19 protein-coding genes and 1 pseudogene are annotated in these 25,815 nt (G+C 55.9%); 2 read left to right on the top strand and 18 right to left on the bottom strand.

Annotated elements, in window-relative coordinates; genetic code table 11:
• Positions 1-129: 129 nt before the first annotated feature.
• The gene (aspC, locus tag V1587_RS09985; protein WP_047346900.1) at positions 130-1,320 is read left to right on the top strand and encodes an aspartate transaminase; all 1,191 of its coding nucleotides are present in this window, start codon (positions 130-132) and stop codon (positions 1,318-1,320) included.
• Positions 1,321-1,368: 48 nt separating this feature from the next.
• Here aspC and V1587_RS09980 read toward each other — a convergent pair whose 3' ends face one another.
• The 7 genes and pseudogenes from V1587_RS09980 to cmoM form a co-directional block, all read right to left on the bottom strand.
• On the bottom strand, positions 1,369-2,016 hold the full coding sequence (locus V1587_RS09980) for an MBL fold metallo-hydrolase (RefSeq protein WP_033145105.1): 648 nt from the start codon (positions 2,014-2,016) through the stop codon (positions 1,369-1,371).
• A 20-nt stretch (positions 2,017-2,036) separates the two neighbouring features.
• The gene (locus tag V1587_RS09975; RefSeq protein WP_371898403.1) at positions 2,037-2,588 is read right to left on the bottom strand and encodes a DUF882 domain-containing protein; all 552 of its coding nucleotides are present in this window, start codon (positions 2,586-2,588) and stop codon (positions 2,037-2,039) included.
• A gap of 174 nt (positions 2,589-2,762) precedes the next feature.
• Positions 2,763-4,586: a L,D-transpeptidase gene (gene ldtD / locus V1587_RS09970; RefSeq protein WP_371898404.1), complete on the bottom strand. Its 1,824-nt coding sequence runs from the start codon at positions 4,584-4,586 to the stop codon at positions 2,763-2,765.
• A gap of 178 nt (positions 4,587-4,764) precedes the next feature.
• Positions 4,765-9,216 (bottom strand): chromosome partition protein MukB, encoded by a 4,452-nt coding sequence (gene mukB, locus V1587_RS09965; RefSeq protein WP_371898405.1) that lies wholly within the window; start codon positions 9,214-9,216, stop codon positions 4,765-4,767.
• On the bottom strand, positions 9,216-9,920 hold the full coding sequence (mukE, locus tag V1587_RS09960) for a chromosome partition protein MukE (RefSeq protein ID WP_008499954.1): 705 nt from the start codon (positions 9,918-9,920) through the stop codon (positions 9,216-9,218). Before mukE ends, mukB begins: the two co-directional genes overlap by 1 nt.
• On the bottom strand, positions 9,901-11,223 hold the full coding sequence (gene mukF, locus V1587_RS09955; protein ID WP_371898406.1) for a chromosome partition protein MukF: 1,323 nt from the start codon (positions 11,221-11,223) through the stop codon (positions 9,901-9,903). The genes mukE and mukF overlap by 20 nt, the downstream gene beginning before the upstream one ends.
• A pseudogene (cmoM, locus tag V1587_RS09950) lies at positions 11,216-12,006 on the bottom strand (tRNA uridine 5-oxyacetic acid(34) methyltransferase CmoM). Before cmoM ends, mukF begins: the two are co-directional and overlap by 8 nt.
• 124 nt (positions 12,007-12,130) lie before the next feature.
• Here cmoM and elyC point away from each other — a divergent pair.
• Complete coding sequence (elyC, locus tag V1587_RS09945) at positions 12,131-12,910, top strand: envelope biogenesis factor ElyC (RefSeq protein WP_371898407.1); 780 nt, start codon at positions 12,131-12,133, stop codon at positions 12,908-12,910.
• Here elyC and V1587_RS09940 read toward each other — a convergent pair.
• The 11 genes from V1587_RS09940 to aroA form a co-directional block, all read right to left on the bottom strand.
• Entirely contained in the window at positions 12,887-13,780 is an 894-nt protein-coding gene (locus tag V1587_RS09940; RefSeq protein WP_371898408.1) for a YcbJ family phosphotransferase, read from the bottom strand. The genes elyC and V1587_RS09940 overlap by 24 nt on opposite strands.
• Positions 13,781-13,922: 142 nt before the next feature.
• The gene (kdsB, locus tag V1587_RS09935) at positions 13,923-14,669 is read right to left on the bottom strand and encodes a 3-deoxy-manno-octulosonate cytidylyltransferase (protein WP_395314577.1); all 747 of its coding nucleotides are present in this window, start codon (positions 14,667-14,669) and stop codon (positions 13,923-13,925) included.
• Positions 14,666-14,848 carry a protein YcaR gene (gene ycaR, locus V1587_RS09930; protein ID WP_006174474.1) on the bottom strand — a complete coding sequence of 61 codons (183 nt, stop codon included), beginning with the start codon at positions 14,846-14,848 and terminating at the stop codon, positions 14,666-14,668. Before ycaR ends, kdsB begins: the two co-directional genes overlap by 4 nt.
• 45 nt (positions 14,849-14,893) lie before the next feature.
• Entirely contained in the window at positions 14,894-16,123 is a 1,230-nt protein-coding gene (locus V1587_RS09925; RefSeq protein ID WP_371898410.1) for a winged helix-turn-helix domain-containing protein, read from the bottom strand.
• Positions 16,124-16,167: 44 nt separating this feature from the next.
• Positions 16,168-17,145, bottom strand: coding sequence for a tetraacyldisaccharide 4'-kinase (lpxK, locus tag V1587_RS09920; protein WP_371898411.1), 978 nt, complete (start codon positions 17,143-17,145; stop codon positions 16,168-16,170).
• Positions 17,142-18,890, bottom strand: coding sequence for a lipid A ABC transporter ATP-binding protein/permease MsbA (gene msbA / locus V1587_RS09915; protein ID WP_371898412.1), 1,749 nt, complete (start codon positions 18,888-18,890; stop codon positions 17,142-17,144). Before msbA ends, lpxK begins: the two co-directional genes overlap by 4 nt.
• Positions 18,891-18,926: 36 nt before the next feature.
• A complete protein-coding gene (locus tag V1587_RS09910) occupies positions 18,927-21,191 on the bottom strand; it encodes a ComEC family protein (protein WP_371898413.1) in 2,265 nt (754 codons plus the stop codon).
• Positions 21,192-21,405: 214 nt separating this feature from the next.
• Complete coding sequence (ihfB, locus tag V1587_RS09905) at positions 21,406-21,693, bottom strand: integration host factor subunit beta (protein ID WP_008499965.1); 288 nt, start codon at positions 21,691-21,693, stop codon at positions 21,406-21,408.
• 170 nt (positions 21,694-21,863) lie between these two features.
• The gene (gene rpsA, locus V1587_RS09900; protein ID WP_008499966.1) at positions 21,864-23,537 is read right to left on the bottom strand and encodes a 30S ribosomal protein S1; all 1,674 of its coding nucleotides are present in this window, start codon (positions 23,535-23,537) and stop codon (positions 21,864-21,866) included.
• A gap of 111 nt (positions 23,538-23,648) precedes the next feature.
• A complete protein-coding gene (cmk, locus tag V1587_RS09895; protein ID WP_013097305.1) occupies positions 23,649-24,332 on the bottom strand; it encodes a (d)CMP kinase in 684 nt (227 codons plus the stop codon).
• A 185-nt stretch (positions 24,333-24,517) separates the two neighbouring features.
• Positions 24,518-25,801, bottom strand: coding sequence for a 3-phosphoshikimate 1-carboxyvinyltransferase (gene aroA, locus V1587_RS09890; protein WP_371898414.1), 1,284 nt, complete (start codon positions 25,799-25,801; stop codon positions 24,518-24,520).
• Positions 25,802-25,815: the final 14 nt, after the last annotated feature.

Raw genomic sequence — 25,815 nt, 5'->3', positions numbered from 1 at the left:
ATGCGTGACAGAAAATAATGGCGACTTTTGAAAAGCCGCACGCTTTTCGTCGCAAACGGTTGGCATTTTGTAAATCTACCGTTAACCTGATAGCGGATTTCACTTCTGTAATCACAATGGAACTTCGTCATGTTTGAGAACATTACCGCCGCTCCTGCCGACCCTATTCTGGGCCTGGCCGATCTGTTTCGTGCCGACGACCGCCCTGGCAAAATCAACCTGGGTATTGGTGTATATAAAGATGAAACCGGCAAAACTCCGGTACTGACCAGCGTTAAGAAAGCTGAGCAGTATCTGCTGGAAAACGAAACCACCAAGAACTACCTCGGTATTGATGGTATCCCTGAATTTGGTCGCTGCACCCAGGAGCTGCTGTTCGGTAAAGGCAGCGCAATTGTGAGTGACAAACGTGCCCGTACAGCACAGACCCCAGGCGGTACCGGTGCGCTGCGCGTGGCGGCGGATTTCCTTGCGAAAAACACCTCTGTGAAGCGCGTATGGGTAAGCAACCCAAGCTGGCCTAACCACAAGAGCGTGTTTAACTCCGCGGGTCTGGAAGTGCGTGAATACGCTTACTACGACGCGGCCAATCACTCTCTCGACTTTGACGGCCTGCTGGCGAGCCTGAGCGAAGCGCAGGCGGGTGACGTGGTGCTGTTCCACGGCTGCTGCCATAACCCAACCGGCATCGATCCAACGCTTGAGCAGTGGGAACACCTGGCGAAGCTGTCCGTAGAAAAAGGCTGGCTGCCGCTGTTTGACTTTGCCTATCAGGGCTTCGCTCGTGGTCTGGAAGAAGATGCCGAAGGCCTGCGCGCGTTTGCAGCCGTGCATCAGGAGCTGATTGTCGCAAGCTCGTATTCCAAGAACTTCGGTCTGTACAATGAGCGCGTAGGCGCCTGTACGCTGGTTGCTGCTAACGAAGAGACCGTCGATCGTGCGTTCAGCCAGATGAAATCGGTTATCCGCGCTAACTACTCTAACCCACCGGCACACGGTGCGTCTGTTGTTGCGACTATCCTGAGCAACGATGCGCTGCGCGCTATCTGGGAACAAGAGCTGAACGATATGCGCCAGCGCATTCAGCGCATGCGCCTGCTGTTTGTGAACACCCTGGCTGAGAAAGGCGCAGACCGCGACTTCAGCTTTATCATCAAACAGAACGGCATGTTCTCGTTCAGCGGCCTGACCAAAGAGCAGGTTCTGCGTCTGCGTGAAGAGTTTGGCGTGTACGCCGTGGCCTCTGGTCGCGTAAACGTTGCAGGCATGACGCCTGACAACATGGCGCCACTGTGCGAAGCGATTGTCGCCGTACTGTAATTTACGCCCATAAAAAAGCCTGCGTTATGCAGGCTTTTTTTATTCGGGTTACCAGACAGGCATCTCATCCTGAAGGAACGGGTTATGGAGCCGTTCATAGCCCAGCGTCGACATCGGACCGTGCCCAGGGATAAACGTCACATCATCACCCAGCGGCAATAACTTCTGTTTAATCGACTGAATCAGCTGTCCGTGATCGCCGCGCGGAAAATCGCTGCGTCCTACGCCACCTTTGAAAATCACATCGCCGGAAATCAGCAGACGGGACTGGTCATCAAAGAAGACGATATGGCCTGGCGTATGCCCAGGACAATGCAACACCTGTAAAGTCACATTCCCTACGTTAACGCGCTCTCCTTCGTTCAGCCAGCGATCGGGCGTCAGGGGCTGACACTCATCAAGGCCAAACATGCGGCTTTGGGCGGGTAAACCCTGCAGCCAGAACTCATCTTCTTTTTCCGGACCGACGATCGGCACACCGTAGTGTTTAGCGAGTTCAGCCGCTGCACCCACATGGTCGAGGTGACCATGCGTCAGTAAAATCTGCATGAGCGTCACGCCGCTGTCGGCGACTTCCTGCTTGATTTTCTCAGCGTCACCGCCGGGATCGACAAGCGCGGCCAGTTTAGTCTGTTCGCACCAGATCAATGAACAATTCTGGGAGAACGCGGTAACCGGAATAATACGATAGTTCATACTGCTCCTGTGTTTCGTTATTACCAGTGCCGAACCGGACCGGTATCAATATGCACAAAGTTGCTGCTGGGGTAATATCCTACACCACCTGCGTGCATAGATAACGCGGCTTTGCGAATATTGGCTAACGAAACGCCTTCAATATGGAAATCCATTGCCTGTCCCTTCGTATGATAGCTTTTTTTCGCTACCCCACGACTGTGGGCGCGCAGTTCATTATTGGTGTCAATAGAGCGATAGCCAGAAATGAGCTGCACCGGCTTGCTGGTGCCCAGCAGGCCCTGAAGGCGGAAAAGCTGATCAAACAGTCCTGGATCGATGGCTTTTATTTTATTCGCGCGGAAATCACGGAAAAAATGGTTAAGTCTTGCTAATTCATCCTGAATATAGCCTCTGCCATCGAAAAACTCCGCTTTTAGCGACTCACCGGTATGCAGATTGTTGAGCGTTAAAACTCGCGGACGAGGTGTCGAGAGGGTGGCAAATGCTGGCGTCGGCAAGATGGCCGCTGCGCCAAGCGCAACACCACCTAACGCCAGCAGTTTGCGGCGATTAGCGTCAAATTTGTCCATGATAATCAGGTCTACAGGTAAAAGAAATCGTAATATGCTTAGCGCACGAAGGGCACCTTAACTGGCAAAACCGGGTACGTCAAGGCGCCCAACCCCAGTGAAGACGCGGCTTGCAGCGATATAGCCCCTTATTCACCCTAACTTACGACAATCATTTTTCCCGAACTGCTTCATTTACCTGATTAATTGTTCCGCTTTTGGCAAAATTTGTGCGCCAGATCGCGCGGTGAGATCATAATTGTAAATATCTGTACGGTACTGAGTACGCCCGTCTTCGCCAACAAACGCCGTCAGATAGTAAAGATTGACCGGAATATTGTGTCGAATATTAACGTAACGCGTATCCCCCTGCTTCAGGGCATCCGAAATGCGCGTATCGTTCCAGCCCGCATCCTGCAGCAGCATATTGGCCAGCTCCGAGGCTTTGTTCACGCGTACGCAGCCAGAACTCAGCGCGCGAGTATCTTTCTGGAACAGGTTGTGGTTCGGCGTATCGTGCAGATAGATAGCTTCTGAACTCGGCATATTGAATTTGTAGCGCCCTAAAGAGTTATGCGCCCCGGGAGCCTGCTGGAAACGGAACGGCAGATTCGACGCGGTGATCGTCGACCAGTCAACCATATAAGGATCGATGGCCTCTTTACTGTTCCATCCACGCATAACCGTATAGCCATGACGTTCCAGATAGCCCGGATCGTTCCAGACCTTCGGCAGAATGTCTTTTCGCGCCAGAGTCGGCGGTACGTTCCACGGCGGGTTAACCACCACGTTATTCAGCGCGCTGCTCATCATCGGGGTTTTACGATCCGGACGACCGACAATCACGCGCGACGCCAGTTTTTCGCTACCATCCTGATAATAGACCAGGGAATACGCCGGGATGTTAACCATAATCCCGGTAGAGAGCGTTCCCGGCAGCAGGCGCAAACGCTGGATATTAAGCGCAAGCACCCCTGCCCTCTGCGCAGGCGATACGTTCAGCCAGTCGCGCGTCGTCTGGCCAATGACGCCATCGGCCCCCAGCCCCTGAGCGGCCTGAAACTGTTTAACAGCCGCAACCAGCTCGCGATCGTAAGCCGCGGGTTTGTTGCTCAGGACAACGGCTTTCTTCTCTTTTACTGGAGCTGACGGGCTGACGGCGACGCTTTGTGGATCATCACCCGGGAGAGCAATCTTTGGCCCGCCATCAAGAAGACCGGAGCGCGTTAAAATCTCCCGCAGAGCAGGCACATCGCTGCTCCACTGCCCCGGACGCAGCGTCGCGGTACCGCGCATCTGCGGCCATGGGCGCGAGTCGCCCACCAGCGCGAGGAGCGACTGGTGCAGAGTGGCATATTGTGGATGCGCCGGTGCGAGGCTGGCGATAAAGCGCGGCAGTTCGCCGTTATCCAGCGCTAACTGCCACTGGTTAATCACCGACAGCGCCGGCGTCGCCAGCTTGTACGGCTTATCGCTGTACAGCCAGCGGTTGCCGTTGACCGGAATGCCCGCCACGAACTGCAGGTAGCCCATCATGGCATCGGAAAGTACCACGTCCCGAGCCTGCCCGGTGACGGCAGGATCGGTTAACAGCTCAACCCACTTTGTAAACTGCGGCTGAAATCCTGCAATCGCGACTTCAGCCAGCTGCTGCTGGAAGGCGCGCACGGCATCGCGGTTTTCCCACATCGGTTTCATATCGCGGGCGGCATAGAGGAGCGTGAGCTGATTGAGATAGACAGGCGTGTAGCCTGACGGCAGCTCCGACTGCAGCTGCTGGCTGAGCGATTCGGCGTCGATGCCTTCCGGCAGCGGTTTAATACCGGCCATGATAGCCGTTGCCGGAGACTGGTCCAGCGGCTGGGACAACGACGTTGGCTGCGCGCCTGTCGTTGCCGAGCTGTCAGTCGGCACAATTTCAGGCTCGTCGGCCTGGGCGGTTAACAGCGGAGCAAACATCACTGCCAGGCATAAACTCAGCGCAGACAGCTGACGACCACATTTTTTCTTAAGCAACATCCCTTGCCCCCTGTTTTCACGACATGCCCATCACGTTGGGGCTTTATTTCATTATAGGTAGACGGCTAAGCTGTTGCCTTACCTTATGTAAAGAAGTTTAAAGATAACGCAGCCCCAAGCACAAGTTAAGTTTAAAAAAAAAGCGGCGCCAGTGCGCCGCTTCGGGTCAGAAGACGCTTCAGGAAGCGTCCGCCGTGGTTTCCGGCAATGACTCTGGCGGCTGCGGCGCAAAGCCACGCAGCCCCACAACGTGAACGTGTTCGCTGTTCTGGAACACTTTACGCACCAGTTTGTAGGTGGTGCCCTTCTCAGGGCTGATGTTTTCCGGCGCCGCGATAATGAGCTGCATATCGAGACGTTCGCAAAGCTCGAACAGCGTGGCAATTGAGCGGGCATCAAGACGCGCCGCCTCATCCAGGAACAGCAGTCGGCATGGGGAGATGTCTTTGCCGCGCAGGCGGCGCGCTTCATCTTCCCAGCTCTGTACGACCATCACCAGAATTGACATCCCGGTACCGATCGCTTCACCGGTTGAGAGCGCCCCGGACTCCGCACGCAGCCAGCCGTCTGAGCCACGGTTTACCTCAACTTCCATTTCCAGGTAGTTACGGTAGTCCAGCAGCTCTTCACCGATGGTTTGCGGCGTACGCTGGCCCATATCAATCTGCGGATTCAGGCGCTGATAGAGCTTCGCCAGCGCTTCGGAGAAGGTCAGACGGTTGCTGTTGAACAGATCCTGATGCTGCTCGTGCTGCTCTGAGAGCACTTCCAGCAGCGTCGCGTGAGCTTCACGCACGTTGACGTTGAGGCGCACGCTGTTCACCTGGCCAAACGACACGCTCTGCAAACCCTGGTTCAGCTGGCGGATACGGTTCTGCTCGCGCTGAATGGTTTTACGAATGATATTCGCCACGCTGCGGGAGCTGATCGCCAGCTTCTGCTCGCGGGAGGTCAGCTCCTCCGTCAGGCGACCCAGCTCGATCTCCATCTGTTCGATGGCTTCAACCGGATCGTCGGTACGGATGATGTCCTGACGAATACGCTCGCGCAGGTGCTGGTAAACCGCCACGAAGAACTGGATTTTACGCTCCGGACGTTTTGGATCTTCCGACATACGCAGCACGTCGCGCAGGTGTTCGTTATCCGCCACCGCCAGACGCAGCGCACCCAACGCCTTATCCGACATGGAACGCAGCTCATCGGCAGAGAGATACGCCAGCTCGCGACGGTGCAGACGACGCTCAACGTTATTGTCTTTCACCATGCGCATCACCGCGCACCAGCCCGCCTTGGCGGTCACGACCTGCTCGCGCATTTCGTGATAGTCGCGTTCCAGCTTGCGCAGGCGACGGGTCAGGTTATCCATTTCCGCTTCGCAGAAGGTCAGCGCTTTTTCCAACTGATTACGACGCGCGCGGTTATTGCTGAGCTGTGAATGCAGCTCGTCACGACGGATACGCGCGCGCTCTTCTGCCCCGCTATCGGCACGAACGCCGATGTCCTGAAGCTCTTTCTGCAGATCGTTTAACAGCTCTTTCTTGGTGTCGAAGGAGCTTTTCAGCGAGGCCAGCACCTGGTTGTACTGGTTCAGCTGAGCGGAGTGGCTGCGCATCGCTTCGCGGGCGCGAGTACGTTCCGCTTCCGCCTGCTCAAGGCGCTGACGCAGTTTTTCGTTCAGGTCGCTGTTACCGCTCAGCATTTCCGCCGAATCGGAGTAACCAAAGTGGGCCCGACGCTGCACCACTTCCGTCAGGGCAAACGCCTGCTGACGCGCTTCGCGCTGCACCTGCTGTGACCAGGCATAATCTTCTTTTAACTGCTCGAACTGTTCCGGGTCGCTCTGCAGAACAGACACGACGGGCTCCAGCTTCGCCAGCTGATTGCCGTGCTGCTGAACGAAACGCGCGGCTTCCTGCGCTTCATCCAGACGCTCCTGGATCTCGTCCACACGGTCAGCCAGCGTGTCATCCGCCAGCAGATTCAGGCGCGGCAGAATGCGGTTAAGGGCAGCAACGCCCTCTTTCGCCTGTTCAAACTGAACGCGACTCTGCTGGTTATCACTTTCATGGCTGGCAATCGCACGTTCCAGCTCGCCACGGCGGGTATTGAGCTTGCGGATTTCTGCTTCCGGATCCGCGTCAAACGCTACGGCGAGATGGCTGCCGATAAAGCGGCTGAAAGACTGGTGCAGACGCTGGGTTTTCTGCACGTCAAACGACAGGGTCGCAAAACGTTCAGACAGCGTTTCACGCTCGGCGTGCAGGCTCTCAATGCGGCTTTCGCGCGCGGCGCGGCCAAACAGCGGCAGCTCCGGGAAGCGGGAGTAACGCCACTGACGATCGGCGATTTTCACCACCACCGCTTTTTCCAGCTCGTCGACGCTGAATACGCTGTCATCGAACGACTGCGGATCCCCTTCGATCAGGTAGAGATCTTCCGGGCAATCTTCCAGGCCGGCAAGCTGCTCAGAAATCAGCGACAGATCCGGGACAACAATCGCGTTGCGGGATGGACCGTACAGCGCGGAGAAATACGGGGCATCGTCCAGGCCAACGTCGTCATAAATCTCGGACAGCAGCACGCCGCCAAAACGCTCGGCGAGAGTATTCAGGCGCGGATCTTCTGACCCGCCAGGCTGGCTTAAGCGCTCAATTTCTTCATCGACGTCACGCTTGCGCGCGCCCACTTCATCACGCTCAACGATGGCTTCGCGCTCGCGCTCCAGCAGCTGCTGCAGGTATTCGGTCACTTCCTGGCTGGATTCGAACTGCTCGCCGCATTGCTCGCTGAGCTGGTTCAGGCTGCTTTGAGCCGCCAGCCAGACCGGCGCACGCTCCAGGAGCGTCTTCGAACGGGACTGAATCTGCTCCAGCTCCTGACGCAGGTTCATACGCTGTTCGCTGGCGTTTGAGACGGTATCGGACAGGGCTGCAATACGCGCTTCCAGCTCCTGATGCAGGGCCTCAAGCTCGTCAAAATCGTAATTTTTTCCTTGACGCTTGCAGAATTCCGCCAGCAGACGCTCGGCCTCCTGCTGCTCGCGCAGGCGCTGTTCCAGCTCGTTCAGACGCATGCGCAGCGGCTGAACCTGCTCGGCCAGATGGCGCTGGTTCACGCCGTCGCGCAGCAGTTCACGGGCAACGTCCCAGGCTTCGCTACGCGCCAGCGGGCCGTTAATCGCAACGACTAACTGATAAGCCTGCTCAAACTGGCTGTGTGCCGTTTGCGCGACGCTCATTTTCTGTTCGAGGGACAGCAGTTTCTCGGTGGCTTCCTGCTCTTTGGCCTGGAAGGTATCCAGCCACTCGTCGGCGCTGTCCGGCGTCAGGTCAGGCAGATGGCAAAGCTCTTTCGCACGCTGCAATGCCTGCAACGCCTGGGTGTACTGAATCGCTCGCGTCTGCTGCACGTCAAGTGCCTGCTGGTAATCGGCAAGCTGGCTTTTCAGCTCATCCACTTCCAGCTCGGCGGCTTCGGCGCGGGCTTCGTTCTCTTCCTGCATCTCGGCGGCTTCAGCCACCACTTCATTCTGCTCTTCGAGGCGAATTTGCAGCTCGTCGAGGTCCGCTTCGTAGCGCTCAATTTTTTCCTGCTGACGCAGCGCAGTTTGCACCAGGTTCAGGTGATCGCTGGCGGCCTGGTAGTCGGCTTCCAGGTCCCCCTCGGCACCGTTATGCTCACCGAGCTCGCGCGCCATTTCGACGTGCTTGTACTGCTCGGCCACCAGCTGTTTACGGGAGGTAAACAGTTCGCGACGGTATTCTAATGCCTGATCGAGATGCACGCGCCGCTCGTTGGCGTGGCGCATGTAGTCCGCCGCCACATAGTTGGTGGCTTCGCTGATAAGGTGTTTAAACAGGTCACGGTCAGACTGGGTAACGCGAATCGCTTCCAGCGTCATACGGTTTTCACGCAGCGCCGCTTCCATATCCTGGAAGGCCTTACGCACCCCGCTGTTTTCCGGTAACAGGTAATCACGCAGGGAGCGGGTAATGGCGCTGGAGATACCGCCGTACAGAGACGCTTCGATCAGGCGGTAGTATTTGCTACGGTCTGATGCGGTGCGCAGACGACGCGCCACCACGCCCAGATCGAACATCAGCGAGTGGTAGTCGGTAATCGAGTTGAACTGCTTGAACTGCACGCCTTCGATCGCTTCGAGCTTATCTTTCAGCTCCTGCAGCGTTAGCACGCGCGCCTGGCGTTCGTTCAGGGTTTCCGTCAGCAGCGCCGTCGGCTGCACGGAGGTCGGCAGGCCCTGAATCGCAAACGGTTTGATATCCACTTTACGGTCGCGCCCGGCGACCTGCTGCAGGCGCACGCCTACTACCACTCGCTGATGACGGGAGTTAATGACGTCCAGAACCGAATAACAGACGCCGGCCTTCAGCTTACCGTGCAGACCTTTATCACGGGAGCCGCTTGTTGCCCCCGCTTCGGTGGTGTTACGGAAGTGAAGCAGAGTCAGGTCAGGGATCAGCGCCGTAACAAAGGCCGCCATGGTGGTGGATTTACCCGCACCGTTACCGCCGGAGAGCGTCGTGACCAGCTCATCCAGATCGAACGTTCGGGCAAAGAAGCCGTTCCAGTTAATCAGCGTCAGTGAGCGAAATTTACCGCGTTCAATCATTACTCTTCCTCCCCGCTATCCGGCAGATTTTCTTCATGCTCATCATTGAGCTGCAAATGGTTTTCCACCGGCATCGCTTCACCATCGCGGATCATGCGAAGCTGCGCTTCACGCGCGTCATCGCCCGCACGCACGTCGGCGCCGAAGCGGAAGACAGATTCCGTAATGCGGAATTTGCTGCTGTCGTGGCCCATAAACCAGACCATCCCCAGACGGCGCAGACGGTTCAGGGAAGAGCGAACCTTTTCCTGTAATTTCTGACGGTCAAGATCCGACCCCGTGGAGCGGTTGTTCACCAGCTTGAGCAGCTTGCTCTCATCTGCCAGCGTCAACAGCTCGTCGTAAAGTTCCTGCTGGGTGAAGATCCCTTCATTTGCCAGACGTTCCGGACTGAGGTAGAGGTAGCAGAGAATTTTGCCGACCATCATATCCAGCTCGGAGAGCACGGAACGCGGAATCAGCGTCGTAGAGCGCGGACGCAGGTAGAAAAACCCTTCCGGCGCGCGGATAAGTTCCACGTTGTAACGTGCGTAAAACTCTTCCAGATACTCCTGAAAGTCCATCAAAAAGGCGTGATTATCCAGCTCGTCTAAGCCAATGTGACGACCGGCACGCAGCTGGCTGTCCAGCGCCGGAAATAACGGATTCGCCAGCGCCTGTGCCAGCTTAACTGGCATCACTTGTTCAATATTTGTCAATGACATGCGCCTGTACCTTGGCTCCGTAATCGTTAATTGGCTGCCACTTAGGCGGCAGTCCAGTGAAATCTGCTTGTGCGATACCCAGGCGAACCGCCTGGTCTACCACAATGCGGGCAACGTCGAAGTGGCGCGCACGAGGATATTGCGCCAGATAGTCGCGCACCACGAGTCCAAGATCCAGCGGAGCTTGTCTGGTTTTGTAGACCGCGAGCTGTTCTTCGATCATCGCCGCAAGCTGCTCGCGAATTTCGTTAAATTCTTCGTATTCCAGATCCGGCGGCAGTTCACCGGTTACCTCTTCATCGCGCAGCGCCATCTCTTCGTCACGCATATCCAGCAGACGATCGGCATTAGCGTAGGTCAGCGCCCACGGCGCATCGAAATAGGTCTGCACCGACTGGCGAAGACGCTGAGCAAAGACGCGGTTTTTATCCATATCAATCGCGGTACGGATAAATTTATGCACATGTCGGTCGTAGCCGATCCACAGGTCGATCGACTGCTGGCCCCAGCTGATAATGCGGTCCAGTTTGCTCTGCAGATCGAATACAAGGCGGTCGACAAAATGCAGATCGTCGTGCGCCAGCGTCGCATCCTGGATGCGCAGCAGGTTGGCCTGCAGCTTGTCCCCTGCGGCTTCCAGCGTATCCTGCAGCTCACGCAGCGTGCCAGAGGTTTCTGATAGCAGAAGTTCACAGCTGGAGATGGCCGCTCGCCAGTCTTTATTCAGCAGTTGGGCAATATCGTCTTTCACCTGCTGCTGCTGTTCGTCCATCAGGCGCTGGGTGAGATCGATACTGTCGAAAATCTCGGCCACCGAGTATTTCAGCGGCGCGTAGACGTTACGGTGCCAGTGGAATTCGTCACCGTTTTCATCCGCCGCGTCGGCGGCGCGCTTAAGCTCACCCGCCACGATCGAGAGCTGCATGGAAAGACGCAGCGTGGAAAATTCACGCTGGCGAATATAGTAATCGGTGATGCCGATGCCCAGCGGCGTCAGGCGATAGATGGCGTTTCCTTCCGCCTGCTCGCTGGTAAAGCGGTTCAGCAGACGTTGACGCACCATATCGTTAATCGCGTTGTTGGCACGCACGCTAATGGTTTCGCTGGTTTGCTCAAACGCATCACTGACATGGCGGAAAGCATCCACCAGTTCACCCTCGCTCATTTCACCATCCAGCCGTTCGCCGTTCAGCGTGGCAACCGCCAGCAGGAAAGAGAGTCTGTCTACCGGCAGCGAGATGGAGAAATCGTTTTTCCTGGCCCAGGCAACCAGTTCGGGGACTGTCTGGGAAAATTCACTCATAGGTTATCCTTGCATCTGCGGCTTGTGCGCGGTGACGTGAATATAGCGGCCAAGGCTGATAAAAGGCTCCTGACGGCAATACCGCGTTTCCAATTCTGTTAAGGTGTCAAAACAGTCACGCTGTTTGTGTTTTTCACGCAGATAATCATGAAACACCCTGACGCCCGTCTTCCCGACAATCTGCCAGCCAATCGCTTCCAGCCAGCCATAAACCTGCTGCGGATCGCGCGGATAGTCCGGGGAAAGCGTGCGCTTTTTCTTTTTGGGCATCCCGACCTGCACATAGTCGAAGTTTCCTGCAACCATGTTGTGCATCAGGAAGCCGTTAGCATTGTAGAACATCAGCGACAGCGTGCCGCCCGGTCGCAACATCGACCACAGGGTTTGTAACACGCTTTGTGGATCGGCAACCCACTCCAGCACCGCATGAAACAATATCAGATCAACCTGGGTTTCCAAATGCTGTGCAATGTCCTGAGCGGCGCATTGTATAAAATGCATGTTGTCGCTCACACCTTTCTCTTCTGCCGCACGCGTCGCGCGGGCGACCATTTCTCCAGAAAGATCGCAAAGCGTGACGTGATGACCGCGCTCGGCCATTTTAATCGCCGTCTGCCCTTCACCGCCACCGGCGTCCAGCACGCGCAACGTTTGTCCACCAAAGGTGGTCAGAATGGTGTCCAGATCCTGCCAGAGGATCGTCTGACGGAGCTGCCCTTTCGTGGTGCCATAAATGTTGCGCGAAAACTTTTCCGCGATGTCATCAAAATTGCGATCCCGCATTGGGAGAGTTCCACTCGCTAACTACAAAACCGCTATTTTGTCACACCCGCGCGGAGAATGAACCTCTCTGGTGTAATATCACGGGTAATCACTTGCTATATGGTCAAAAAAGGAACCAAAAAGGATGCTTTTTACCCTGAAGAAATACGTTGGAGCGATGATGCTTCCCCTTCCGCTGCTGCTCATTATCATCGCGCTGGGGCTGGGGCTGGTCTGGTTCAGCCGCTTTCAGAAGAGTGGCAAAACGGTTATCACGCTCGGCTGGTTTGTCTTGCTGCTGTTGAGCCTGCAACCGGTCGCGGATGGTCTGTTAGACCCCATCGAAAACAAGTATCCGACCTGGCAGGGAAATCAGAAAGTGCCGTACATCGTGGTGTTGGGGGGCGGATATACCTGGGATCCTGACTGGGCTCCCAGTTCAAACCTGATCAACAACAGCCTGCCACGGCTAAACGAAGGCATTCGCCTCTGGCTGGCGAACCCGGGATCAAAAATGATCTTCACCGGCGCGGCGGCCAAAACGAACCCGGTGAGTACGGCTGAAGCGGGCGCCAGGGTCGCGGAATCGCTCGGCGTACCCCGTTCATCGATTATCACCCTGGACAGCCCAAAAGATACCGAGGAAGAGGCTGCCGCAGTGAAGCAGGCGATTGGCGATGCGCCGTTCTTACTGGTGACCTCCGCCTCACACCTGCCGCGCGCGATGATTTTCTTCGAGAAACAAGGCCTGCACCCGCTTCCCGCACCGGCAAACCAGATGGCCATCGACGCACCGCTCAACCCATGGGAACGGGCGATCCCATCCCCGATGTGGCTGATGCATAGCGATCGCGTCGGCTACGAGACGCTTGGACGCCTCTGGCAGTGGCTGAAAGGATCGTCAGGCGAGCCAGGGCAAGAGTGATCTTGTTGCCAGATCGAAGTTTGCGCGATTAAAACGTCCGGTGTTCACCAGCTGCGCGACTTCGTCCCAGAGCAGGTAGAGCCAGCGCCGCCAGAGAAATGCTTCCGCAACAGGGGCGCGTTGAAGGTAATGCCAAAGTAAACCTTCCGCCGCCCCGCTGTCGCTGAGCCTGAAGAGCTCATATTCACGCGGAGCCCAGAGCATGATCCCCGGCCCGAGCATCGCCAGAAGCTGATCGCTACGGGAGTCCTTGAGCATGCTGCGCAGGGTGAAATTACCGTGGATCAGCACGCAGTTGTCATTAAAACCCTCAAACAGCGCCGGTAAGCACTCGCGGGTGCGAAAGAGGATACGTTTGTCCTGCATGGTTAAACCGGTATTGTTGAACTGGTTAAGCGTCCCCCACAGCACTTCCACCCGCTGGCGATACCACAGCGGCCACAGGTTTTCCTGAGTGCTGTCGACCGGACCGACAAGCCCGCGGCTATCCTGGCGGTGCCAGGCCAGCAGCGCCTCGACAATCTGGTCCTTTAGCTGCTCCCAGCGTTCCGGCGTGCGCGCGGGCGCTTCAACGGGCACACCGCGTAAACGCTCAATCAGCAGTACGTCCGGGCCCGGGTGTTCCTCATGGGTCATCACGCCATACACCGTCGGCATACGGACGGTTCCCTCCCGCGCCAGCATCGACATTTTCCATGCAAGCTGCCTGGCAACGCCCGGCGAGGTGAAACTTCTGGCCATCAGCGGCATTGGATTACCCTGGCTGTCATACAACGACCAAAGCGCAGTATCGACCTTTTCACTCACGCATTCGACCCGACTTAATTTCTCACCAAGCAGATGGCTAAGTTCGGCACGCAGCTGTTCCATATGAGATTACCCCCATTAAGACTACTGCTTTTATAATGAGCGTCCTGAAGGAAGATGTCACCCGGAAGAGATCAATCAGGGAAAAGAAAGGGAAAAATAAACCGGAGAGTGCATCCCTCCTTACGGAGAGATGCCGGTAAGATTAACGCAATTCGGCGCGAACGCGCTCAAGATCTTCAGGGTTGTCTACGCCCGTGCCAGGGACTTCCTCAGCAACGGCAACGTGAATTTTCTCGCCGTACCAGAGCACACGAAGCTGTTCCAGCATTTCGATATGTTCCAGCGGACTCGGCGCCCAGGTAACATACCGACGAATAAAACCGGCCCGATAGCCGTAGATCCCAATATGACGCAGGAAGGTATCACCGATAGTCTCTTTAGAGAGCGCAAAGCGATCGCGATCCCACGGGATCGTGGCGCGTGAGAAATAGAGCGCATAGCCTTCGGCATCCATGACCACCTTCACCGCATTCGGATTGAATGCCTCTTCAGCGTGGTGAATGGGCACCGCGAGCGTCGCCATACCGACCTGACGCTGCGCCAGGTTTTCTGCTACCTGACGGATAATCACCGCCGGGATCATTGGCTCGTCGCCCTGCACGTTCACAATGACCGTATCATCACTGAAACCACATTTCTCAACCACTTCCGCCAGACGCTCGGTGCCGGACTGGTGATCGGCACGGGTCATGCACACCTCACCGCCTGCCGCCTCAACCGCACGGGCGACGTCAGGATGATCGGTAGCAACAATCACGCGATCGGCGCCGGATTCACGCGCACGCTCGAGGACATGCACGATCATCGGCTTGCCGTTGATATCCACCAGCGGTTTACCCGGCAGACGCGTTGAGGCATAACGCGCAGGAATAATGACAACAAAACTCATGGTTTGCTCTCTTCTGCCACCAGGGAACGAGCTTCATTTTCCAGCAGTACCGGAATGCCGTCACGCAGCGGGAAAGCCAGGCTGTCCAGCTTGCAAATCAGCTCCTGTTTGTCCTGGCTGTAGTAGAGTTTGCCGTTGCATACCGGGCAGGCAATAATTTCAAGTAAACGGTGATCCATAGTTCCTCCGTATGGGTAATCGCTAAAGCTTAACACATTCCCTTTTCAGGGCGTGCCTGTTTCCCAGCCACTTCGACAGGATGTAAACAGTCCGTCGGGCACCCGGCCCAGCGTCACGTCGCGGGCACCCTGCCAGCGCGCGAATTCGCTGATGGCGAACGTTAACCCTTTTTCCAGGCTTGCCGTCACCCTGACGCCCTCTTCCAGATAAAGCGCAATGATTTCAAGCGTGCCGATCTTGCGGTGCATTTTGGCGTCCATGCGCCCGACCAGCAGTCCCTTATGCAGCAGCGGGAGAACAAAGTAGCCATACTGGCGCTTTGGGGCCGGGGTATAACATTCCAGCCGGTAGCTAAAATCGAACAGCTGCTCAGCGCGTTTTCTGTCCCAGACGACCGGGTCGAAAGGCGACAATACCGCGCTGTGGGTTGCCTGAAGTTTCCCCTCCAGAGCCTGAGGCAATAACGGGAGGAGATCCGCATGCAGCCACATTTCGCCCAGCGTTTCCACGGTAACGGGAATAACGCGCTGCTCGTGTTGCCACATGTCCAGCAGCGGTTTCAGCGCGGGCTGGCGAAGGCGATAATAATCTGCCAGCCACTGCGTGCGGAAAATCCCCAGGCTGCGGGCGCTGTTTTCGAGCATGATGGCCTCGGCCGCCTCCTGGGTAAGCAGGTCACGCTCGTCGTCCCAGTGCGGCATCACGCGATGCGTCAGGTCGTAGACGCGCTGAAAATTACGCCGCTCAATCACCATGACTTTTCCAGAGGTGAACAGCCCTTCGAGATGACGTTTGTGCGGCTTCCACTCCCACCAGCCGCTTGTACCCTTGCGCGGGTGTTCAAAATCGGCGGAGCGGACGGGACCATTATCCTGAATATGCGCGATGAGCTGTTCAATTTCGGCCGCATGTTCCAGCATCCACGCCTGTCGGTATTTCCAGCCCATCTTTTCCGGGGCAAGCATACGGTGACGCACCAGGGCAAAATCGCTGCGGGGCAGGAAGCAGGCTTCGTGCGCCCAGTACTCCATTAATTCACCCTTGCTGAGCGCCTCATCCAGCCACTGTGAAGGATAATTCCCCAGGCGGCTAAACAGCACCAGGTAGGGGCTACGGGCCACAATATTAATGGTGTCGATTTGAAGCAGCGACATGCGCTGGACGGTAGAGAGAATATCGGCAGGCTGCGCGCGGCGGCGGGGCTTTTTGAGCAGCCCCTGCGCGGCGAGGTGGAGATTACGTGCGGCTGAAAGCGAGAGTTGCGGTAAAGACATGCGTTTTCCTGTCAGTCTAAGCGCCACCAGAACCGCGTAAGCCTTTACTGCACCAACGCAATCAGTTCCTGGAGCAAGTGTTCCGGCTGCTCGCCGCTGAGTTCAGCGTCAACCGGCAGATACCACCAGTTATCTTTCGCAAAGGCACGGCATTTCACCGCATCTTTTTCGGTCATGATCAGCGACTGTCCGGGTACGGTCAGGGCGTTTACTTCCCCTTCCACCAGCGCCTGGTGGTCGGCCAGCGGAACCCGTTTTTCCAGCCAGGCACCACACTGTTCCAGCGTCGCGAAGAAGCGCGGCGGATGGCCAATACCCGCCATCGCCACCAGTGAAGGCAGCTCAGCAACCGCCCGACGTTCACCCGTCGCCAGGTTGACTGCCAGACCCGGCTGCAGGTACATCGGGATTTCACCCGCGTTTGCTTCACCGCCGTTCACAATCACCGCATCAACGGACTTAAGACGCGAAGCCCGTTCGCGCATGGGTCCGGCCGGCAGCCACCAGCCGTTACCGAAGCGGCGAACGCCGTCAATGACCACAATCTCTTTATCACGCGCCAGGGCGTAATGCTGCAGACCATCGTCAGTGATAATGATTTGTACCGCCTGTTCGGCAAGTAGTGCCTGAACGGCGTCGCTGCGCACCGGAGAGACCGCAACCGGCGCGCCGGTACGCTGGAAAATCAATACCGGCTCATCACCCGCTTCGGCACTCGTGGTTTCCGCCGTCAGCAACAGCGGATAACGCGCCGCTTTACCGCCATATCCGCGCGATACCACTCCCGGGCGGATGCCGCGCTTTTGCAATTGCTCAACCAGCCAGATCACCACAGGCGTTTTACCGTTGCCGCCCGCCGTAAGATTACCGACCACCACAACCGGAACCGGCGCGCGCCAGGCACGCTTCAACCCCAGACGGTAAAGCAGACGGATAATGCCGCTCACCAGGCCGTAAAGCCAGGAGAGCGGCAAAAGCAGCAGCCACAGCGGGGATTCACCGGACCAGATGCGTGCAATCATTCGCCAAACTGCATCTTATGTAGCTGAGCGTAAACGCCGCGGTGTTCCAGCAAATCAGCATGGCTTCCACGTTCAACAATGATGCCGTCTTCAACTACGACGATTTCGTCAGCCTGCTCGATAGTCGACAGACGGTGCGCAATCACCAGCGAGGTACGGTTCTTTTGCAGCTCATCCAGCGCAGACTGAATAGCGCGTTCAGATTCCGTATCCAGCGCAGAGGTCGCCTCGTCCAGAATCAGAATCGGGCTATCGCGCAGCAGCGCACGGGCAATGGCGATACGCTGACGCTGACCACCGGAGAGCAGTACCCCGTTCTCACCGATTATCGTATCCAGACCATTATCCATCTTGTTGATAAAGTCCATTGCATAGGCCATGCGCGCGGCGTTCTCAATCTGCTCACGGCTGTATTCATCCGTGCGCGCATAAGCAATGTTGTTTGCCACAGTATCGTTGAACAGGTGCACGTTCTGGGAAACAAGCGCCACCTGGTTACGCAGAGATTGCAGGGTATATTCCCGCAGGTCATGGCCGTCTAAAAGGATTTCACCTTCGTTAATATCATAGAAACGGGTGATCAGGCTGGCAATGGTCGATTTACCCGAGCCGGAACGGCCCACCAGCGCTACGGTTTTACCCGCCGGAATGGAGAGATTGATATTACGCAGCGCCGGCGTTTCACGTCCTGGATAGGCGAAAGTGACATTGCGGAATTCGAGATCGCCACGAGCGCGCTCAATCTCGCGTGTACCCTCGTCTTTTTCCTGTTCGGAATCCAGAATGCTGAACAGCGTCTGACAGGCGGCCATCCCGCGCTGGAACTGGGCATTCACGTTCGTCAGGGATTTCAGCGGACGCATCAGGGCGATCATCGAGGAGAAGACTACGGTAATGGTACCCGCCGTCAGCGTCTCCATCACGCTTGGGAAGCTTGCCGCATACAGGACAAATGCCAGCGCCAGCGACGCGATCAGCTGAATAATCGGGTCAGAGATGGAAGAGGCCGAGACCATTTTCATCCCCTGCAGACGCATTTTATTGCTGACTTTATCGAAGCGTTTGGTTTCGACCTCCTGACCGCCGAAGATCAACACTTCCTTATGCCCTTTCAGCATCTGTTCCGCACTGGTCGTCACCTGGCCCATCGTGTTCTGCATGTTCTTGCTGATATTGCGGAAGCGCTTTGAGACGACGCGGATGGCAATAGAAACTACCGGTGCCAGAACGATAAGGATGATCGACAGCTGCCAGCTGTAATAGAACATCATCGCGAACAGGCCGATGATTGACGCGCCTTCACGCACAACGGTGATCAGTGCGCTCGAGGACGAGGAGGCAACCTGCTCGGAGTCGTAGGTGATACGGGACAGCAGCGTCCCGGTAGACTGCTTGTCAAAGAACGCAACCGGCATGCCCATCATGTGGCTGAACAGGCGACGGCGCATGGTCATAACCACTTTCCCTGATACCCAGGAAATACAGTAGCTGGAAATATAGCTGGTGATGCCGCGTAAAATCATCAGTCCGATAACCACCAGAGGCATCCATAGCAACACTGAGCGATCCGTTTTACCAAAACCGTCGTCCAGTAACGGTTTGAGAAGCGATAGCATAAAAGTATCGCTGGCTGCGTTGAGGATTAACGCTACTCCCGCCACGATCAGGCCTGCTTTAAAGGGCGCAATCATCGGCCAGAGTCGGCGGAAGGTTTGCCACGTGGAGAGATCTTTGTCGTTATGCATTCAAAAAACCAGCATTCGTTGAAATAGCCGCATATTCTACCCGTTATCGACGGGCTCGCCAAACCACTGATGATACCAAACGGGTAAAAATTGCTCGCGCAAGCGCCGGATTTGCCAGTGATGTTGCGAGAATGTCACCGATATTTGTCCAGAATGAGGAGTATCGTGCCAGATATACCCCTCTTTTCGATAACGTCGGACAACTTTTGCCGACGGGAATCGCCATGCATTATAGCGGGCCGCTGAATCCAGGGCGATCTGACCTTCCACCCGCTGTACCAGCGGCAATGAAGACGAAGTATTACTGCCATGATGGGGCACCTGTATGATCGTGGACGTCAGATAACGCCAGTAATGGCTAAGCATAGCCTGTTCCGCTTGCGCTTCAATATCTCCTGTTAGCAGAACACTCTGCTCACCGTCGTCCACCTTTACCACGCAGGAATGGTTATTTCCCTGAGCCGGGTAATTTTCGGGGGGCCAGTGGACGGTGAAGGTGAGTCCCTGCCATTTCCATCTCTGCCCGCGAAAACAGGGCAGATGCCCCGCCTGGCGCAATGGGCTTCTTACCCACACGTCCGGCCACGCTTTTTGCAACGATGCGAGTCCTCCCGCATGGTCGAGGTGCTCATGACTGAGAATAACGCCTTCAGGCCTCAGTTGATGCCAGCGAAGCCACGGGATAATTAACCGCTGCGCGCTGTCTCCGCCCGGCCAGGCGAGCCCGGTATCATAGAGAATGGCTTTCCCGTGCCGTTCAATGACCATCGCCAGCCCCTGCCCCACATCCAGCATATGCAGCGTCCAGCTCTCGCTTTTTTCCGGGCGCCAGAGAGGAAATGTCAGCAAGGCACTTCCTGCAAAACAAACGGCTGGAAGGGTTTTCCAGGCACGAAAACGCCAGCCAACGATGGTAAGCCAGGGCAGTAATGTCATGTACTGCCAGCGTTGGTCGACATTTTGCCAGCCGTCAGGCAGGCGCATGAGGAGCCAGAAAAGCCCCGCAAGTGACTTATTGGCTGCGAACCAGACGACGGTTTCCGGTGCCGCCAACGGCAGGAGATGAAGCAGCATGCCGAACAGGATCAGCGGCACGGAGACAAACGTCACCAGGGGAACGGCAAAGAGATTCGCGACCAGGGAGGAGATGCTGAAGCCATGGAAAATCAGGACCTGTACCGGCATCAGCAGCATCAACATACCCACCTGCAGATAGATCAGGTTCAGCAGCGGCCGTATACGTCGTGCCCTATGCCAGTCAGGAAGAGGCAGCCACTGAAACCAAAAAATCAGCGCGGCGACAGCAAATGCAGACAAGAGCAGACTCTGCGAGAGTATGGCTAAGGGGTCGCTTATCAGGATCGCCGCGATACAGCAGACCCACACCTGCCAGGGAGACCATTGCCGGGCAGCGATCCGCAATAATGCAAGCACAGCAAGCGCAATGACCGTTCGTAGCGCAGGTGGTTGCAGACCGGTAAGCCAGGCGTAGAACGCGGCAAAGCACAACCCGGCTAGGAGAGGCATCTGCCAGTGGACCCGGTGGCTGGGTAATAAAAACTGGATCCCACGTGCGAGTAACCAGACGAGGGATGCCGCCAGCGCGATATGCAGACCCGAAATCGCCATCAAATGCAGCGTCCCGGTTTCACGCATCAGGTCTTTTATTTCCTGGGGCATATCCAGACGTTCCCCCATTCCCAGTCCGAGGATAACCGCCCCCCATCGGTAAGCAGAAAGGCGGTTTTGCAGTGACATGAGATATTGCGCTCGCAGGCTACAGTGCCCATCAACGAGTTCCGCATGGGTGAAGCGCCCGCTCAGCGTTTGATGGCGGGCAAAAGCGCTGCGCTGAGAATCATAACCGCCGTCGTTCAGTTCGCCATGGGCAGGCCTGAGCCTGAGCGTCATGCTCCAGCGCTGACCGGCACACGCTTTCTGTGGCAGATAATTGCCATACAGCATGACGCCGGTAGTAGCCCACCAGCGCTTGCCATCAACGCTGAGAATGTTTCCCTGATGCTGCGTGGCGCCATCTGTGGCGGTGATCGCTACCTCAGCCTGCACAGCCCCCGTGGTTAAATGCTGCATCGGCCAGACGCTCTCCTTCGCAGCCAGAATACCCCACACGCAAAGTAACAGCGTGAAACCCGCATACTTCAGTCGTACGTTTCTTCGTGCGGCAAGCACGACCCCGCCAACAATCATTAGCCACACGGTATGACGTGATGGCAGTTCAGGTAACCAAAGTAACGGGGCTATTGCCAGAATGACGCAGACGCTAAGAGCGGGAATTCCCATTGCTACCTCCCTGTTTCAGGGGGGCAGTATGTAAGCAGACAGAGCGAGTTGTCAGGTGAGAAGCATGTGTTTTACGGCACGCGCTGTGCTGTTTTTATTGGTTTGCAGAAAATGAAACGAAAAATGCAGGGCACCTTCAGAATGAAAGCGACAGAGACAAAAAAAGCACCCGCAGGTGCTTCCTTTCGAACCCAGTTTAACCGGCTGGCTAAACTCAGTTGCCGTAAATATTGGCGCGATCGCGCAGTTCTTTACCCGGCTTAAAGTGTGGAACGTACTTACCTTCCAGCTCGACTTTATCGCCAGTTTTCGGGTTACGCCCGGTACGTGGAGCACGATAGTGCAGAGAAAAACTACCGAAACCGCGGATTTCAATGCGCTCGCCCTGGGCAAGAGTGGAGGCCATATGCTCCAGCATCTCTTTTACGGCATCCTCCACTGCCTTGGCAGGGATATGCGGTTGCTGACTGGCAAGTCTTTCAATCAATTCTGACTTGGTCATGATTCCTCCGGTTCCTTTCAAACCAATTAGCTGAACAGCTCATTAAACAAGGGCGGCCGTAGCCGCCCTTTGTTATTGATTACAGGACGAATCCTGCAATCTGTCAAGTTTGCTCCTCATCCTTCACGCTGTAAATGCGTTACAGCGCAAATGATGCTGAGAACCTGATATTACTCGCCTTTAGCTGCTTTGAAAGCTTCAGCCATTGCGTTGTTAGAGAAGTTTGCATCTTCCTGTTTGTTAACAGTTGCGATTGCATCTTTCTCATCAGCTTCGTCTTTAGCACGAACAGACAGGCTGATTGCACGGTTCTTACGGTCAACACCGGTGAACTTAGCTTCAACGTCGTCGCCTACGTTCAGAACCAGAGTGGCATCTTCAACGCGGTCACGTGAAGCTTCAGAAGCGCGCAGGTAACCTTCAACGCCGTCAGCCAGTTCTACGGTTGCGCCTTTAGCGTCAACTGCAGTCACTTTACCGTTTACGATTGCGCCTTTCTTGTTCAGTGCAACCCAGTTGTTGAACGGATCTTCTGCGAGCTGTTTAACGCCCAAGGAGATACGCTCACGCTCTGCGTCAACCTGCAGAACAACTGCAGCGATTTCGTCGCCTTTTTTGTATTCACGAACTGCTTCTTCGCCTGCAACGTTCCAGGAGATGTCAGACAGGTGAACCAGGCCATCGATGCCGCCGTCCAGGCCGATGAAGATACCGAAGTCAGTGATAGACTTGATTTTACCTTCAACACGGTCGCCCTTGTTGTGGGTTTCCGCGAACTGCTGCCATGGGTTGTTTTTGCACTGTTTCAGGCCCAGGGAGATACGACGACGTTCTTCGTCGATATCCAGAACCATAACTTCCACTACATCACCAACGTTAACAACTTTGGATGGGTGGATGTTTTTGTTGGTCCAGTCCATTTCGGAAACGTGCACCAGACCTTCAACGCCTTCTTCGATTTCAACGAAGCAGCCGTAGTCAGTCAGGTTGGTTACGCGACCAGTCAGTTTAGTACCTTCTGGGTAACGCTTAGCGATAGCTACCCATGGATCTTCGCCCAGCTGTTTCAGGCCAAGGGATACACGAGTACGCTCGCGGTCGAACTTCAGCACTTTAACAGTGATTTCGTCGCCCACGTTCACGATTTCGCTTGGGTGCTTAACGCGTTTCCACGCCATGTCGGTGATGTGCAGCAGGCCATCAACGCCGCCCAGGTCAACGAATGCGCCGTAGTCAGTGAGGTTCTTAACGATACCTTTGACTTCCATGCCTTCCTGCAGGTTTTCCAGCAGCTGATCGCGTTCTGCGCTGTTTTCGGATTCGATAACGGCACGACGGGAAACAACAACGTTGTTACGCTTCTGGTCCAGCTTGATTACTTTGAACTCAAGCTCTTTGCCTTCCAGGTGCAGAGTGTCACGAACTGGACGAACGTCTACCAGAGAACCTGGCAGGAACGCACGAATACCATTCAGCTCAACAGTGAAGCCACCTTTAACTTTGCCGTTGATAACACCGACCACAGTTTCAGCTTCTTCGTAAGCTTTTTCCAGCGTGATCCATGCTTCGTGACGTTTCGCTTTCTCACGAGAAAGCAGGGTTTCACCGAAGCCGTCTTCTACTGCGTCCAGAGCAACGTCAACTTCGTCACCAACCTGGATTTCCAGCTCGCCCTGGGCGTTTTTGAACTGCTCTGCCGGAATGGCGGACTCAGATTTCAGACCGGCGTCAACCAGTACTACGTCTTTGTCGATAGCAACAACAACACCGCGAACGATGGAACCCGGGCGGGTTTCGATTTCTTTTAAGGATTCTTCAAACAGTTGAGCAAAAGATTCAGTCATGTTTAATCTTCAGGTTAATATTAACGTCCACCTGGCTCCGTGCCGGATGGGGTTGTTTCACATACCCGCCGTCAATCCATTGCAGCGGGGGTACTGCTAAATCGGTCGCGATTACGCGAGTGCCAGTTTTTGGCGCGCATATTGTAGCGCTTTTTCAATCACTTGCTCAATAGTTAAACTGGTTGAATCCAGAACTAATGCATCTTCTGCAGGAACAAGTGGGGCGACGGCGCGGTTACGATCGCGGTCATCGCGCTCTTTTATCTCGGATAAAAGGCGATCAAAGTTAACACTAAACCCCTTTTCCTGCAACTGAAGCATGCGGCGTTGCGCACGTTCTTCCGAAGAGGCGTCGAGGAAAATTTTTACAGGCGCATCAGGGAATACCACAGTTCCCATATCGCGTCCGTCAGCGATCAAACCCGGTGCTTCACGAAACGCGCGCTGACGACGTAACAGCGCCTCACGAACGCGCGGGAATGCCGCAACCTGGGAGGCCGCATTAGCCACTTCCTGCGTACGGATTTCGCCGCTCACGTCTTCCCCTTCAAGGATGACTTCCAGGTTGCCATCGGTCGATACGAAACGCACATCCAGATGCGCAGCCAGCGGAACCAACGCTTCTTCAGACGCAACATCCACATGGTGATGCAGCGCGGCCAGCGCCAGCACGCGATAGATTGCTCCCGAATCTAAAAGATGCCATTGCAATGCTTCCGCCATCGCTTTGCACAGAGTACCTTTCCCTGCGCCACTCGGCCCATCAATGGTGATTACCGGGGCAACTGCCGTCATCTTTTTCTCCTTAAATAAGGCATACCGTTTACATGAACGCCGCGCATTATACGCGCCAACGTACGCAACTGTTACCTTTGCGTGCAAATTACGGAATGATTGAAGCAGAGTGTAGAAGAAATGAGCGGAGGTGTTCGTAATGAAGAGTAAGGAAATGCCGCATCGGGCGATGCGGCAAAGCGTTATCAGGCCAGCGTGCTAATGCGTGCCAGCTGTTCGAAGTAGTCCGGGAACGTTTTCGCGGTGCACTTCGGGTCAAGAATTGTGACAGGCGTGTCCGACAGCGCCACTAGCGAGAAGCACATCGCCATACGGTGATCGTTGTAGGTGCCGATTTCCGCAAACTGTAGTTTTGCCGGAGGCGTGACGCGAATGTAGTCTTCGCCCTCTTCCACCTCGGCACCGACTTTTCGCAGTTCTGTCGCCATTGCGAACAGGCGGTCCGTCTCTTTTACGCGCCAGTTGTAGATGTTACGCAGCGTGGTGGTGCCTTTGGCGAACAGCGCCGCCGTGGCAATAGTCATCGCCGCATCAGGGATATGGTTCATGTCCATGTCGATAGCGTTCAGCTCGCCGTGGGTACAGGAGATGAAGTCATCGCCCCAGGTGACAATGGCGCCCATTTTTTCCAGCACGTCCGCAAAACGGATGTCGCCCTGCACGCTGTTACGGCCAATACCGGTCACTTTTACCGTGCCGCCTTTAATCGCACCCGCGGCCAGGAAGTAAGACGCGGATGACGCATCCCCTTCAACCAGGTAGTTACCCGGAGACTGGTACTGCTGTGCCCCGCGCACCACGAAGCGCTGATAAGACTGGTTTTCCACATCAACGCCGAAGGTTTTCATCAGGTGCAGCGTGATATCAATGTACGGTTTAGAGACCAGCTCGCCTTTAATCGTGATAACCGTATCCTGCGGAGCCAGCGGCGCGGTCATCAGCAGCGCGGTCAGGAACTGGCTGGAGACGCTGCCGTCAACCTCGACGTGACCGCCGGTAAAACCGCCGCGCAGGCGCAGTGGCGGATAGTTTTCCTGCTCCAGATACTCAACCTGCGCGCCGCCCTGACGCAGGGCATCCACCAGGTGACCAATCGGACGCTCTTTCATGCGCGGCTCGCCGGTCAGCACGATGTTGTTGCTCCCCAGGCACAGGGCCGCCGCCAGCGGGCGCATCGCGGTACCCGCGTTGCCCAGAAACAGTTCAAGCTCTTCGCCCGAGCGCAGCGCGCCGCCGTTGCCGGTCACTTCGCAGCGGGTGCGATCGTCGGAGAGAGTGTAATGAACGCCCAACGCTTTCAGCGCATTGAGCATATGGCGCACGTCATCGCTGTCCAGCAGGTTTGTAAGGACGGTGGTGCCGTTTGCCAGAGCTGCCAGCAGCAGAGCGCGGTTCGAGACACTTTTTGAACCAGGCAGATTAATGGTGCCATCTACCCGCGCGATAGGTTGTAACGTCAGGGATTCCATGAAAACTAAACTCT

It is taken from the genome of Enterobacter sp. ECC-249, assembly GCF_043965265.1.
GTDB classification, from domain to species: domain Bacteria; phylum Pseudomonadota; class Gammaproteobacteria; order Enterobacterales; family Enterobacteriaceae; genus Enterobacter; species Enterobacter quasiroggenkampii.
This window is presented reverse-complemented; position numbering and strand designations above follow the sequence as displayed.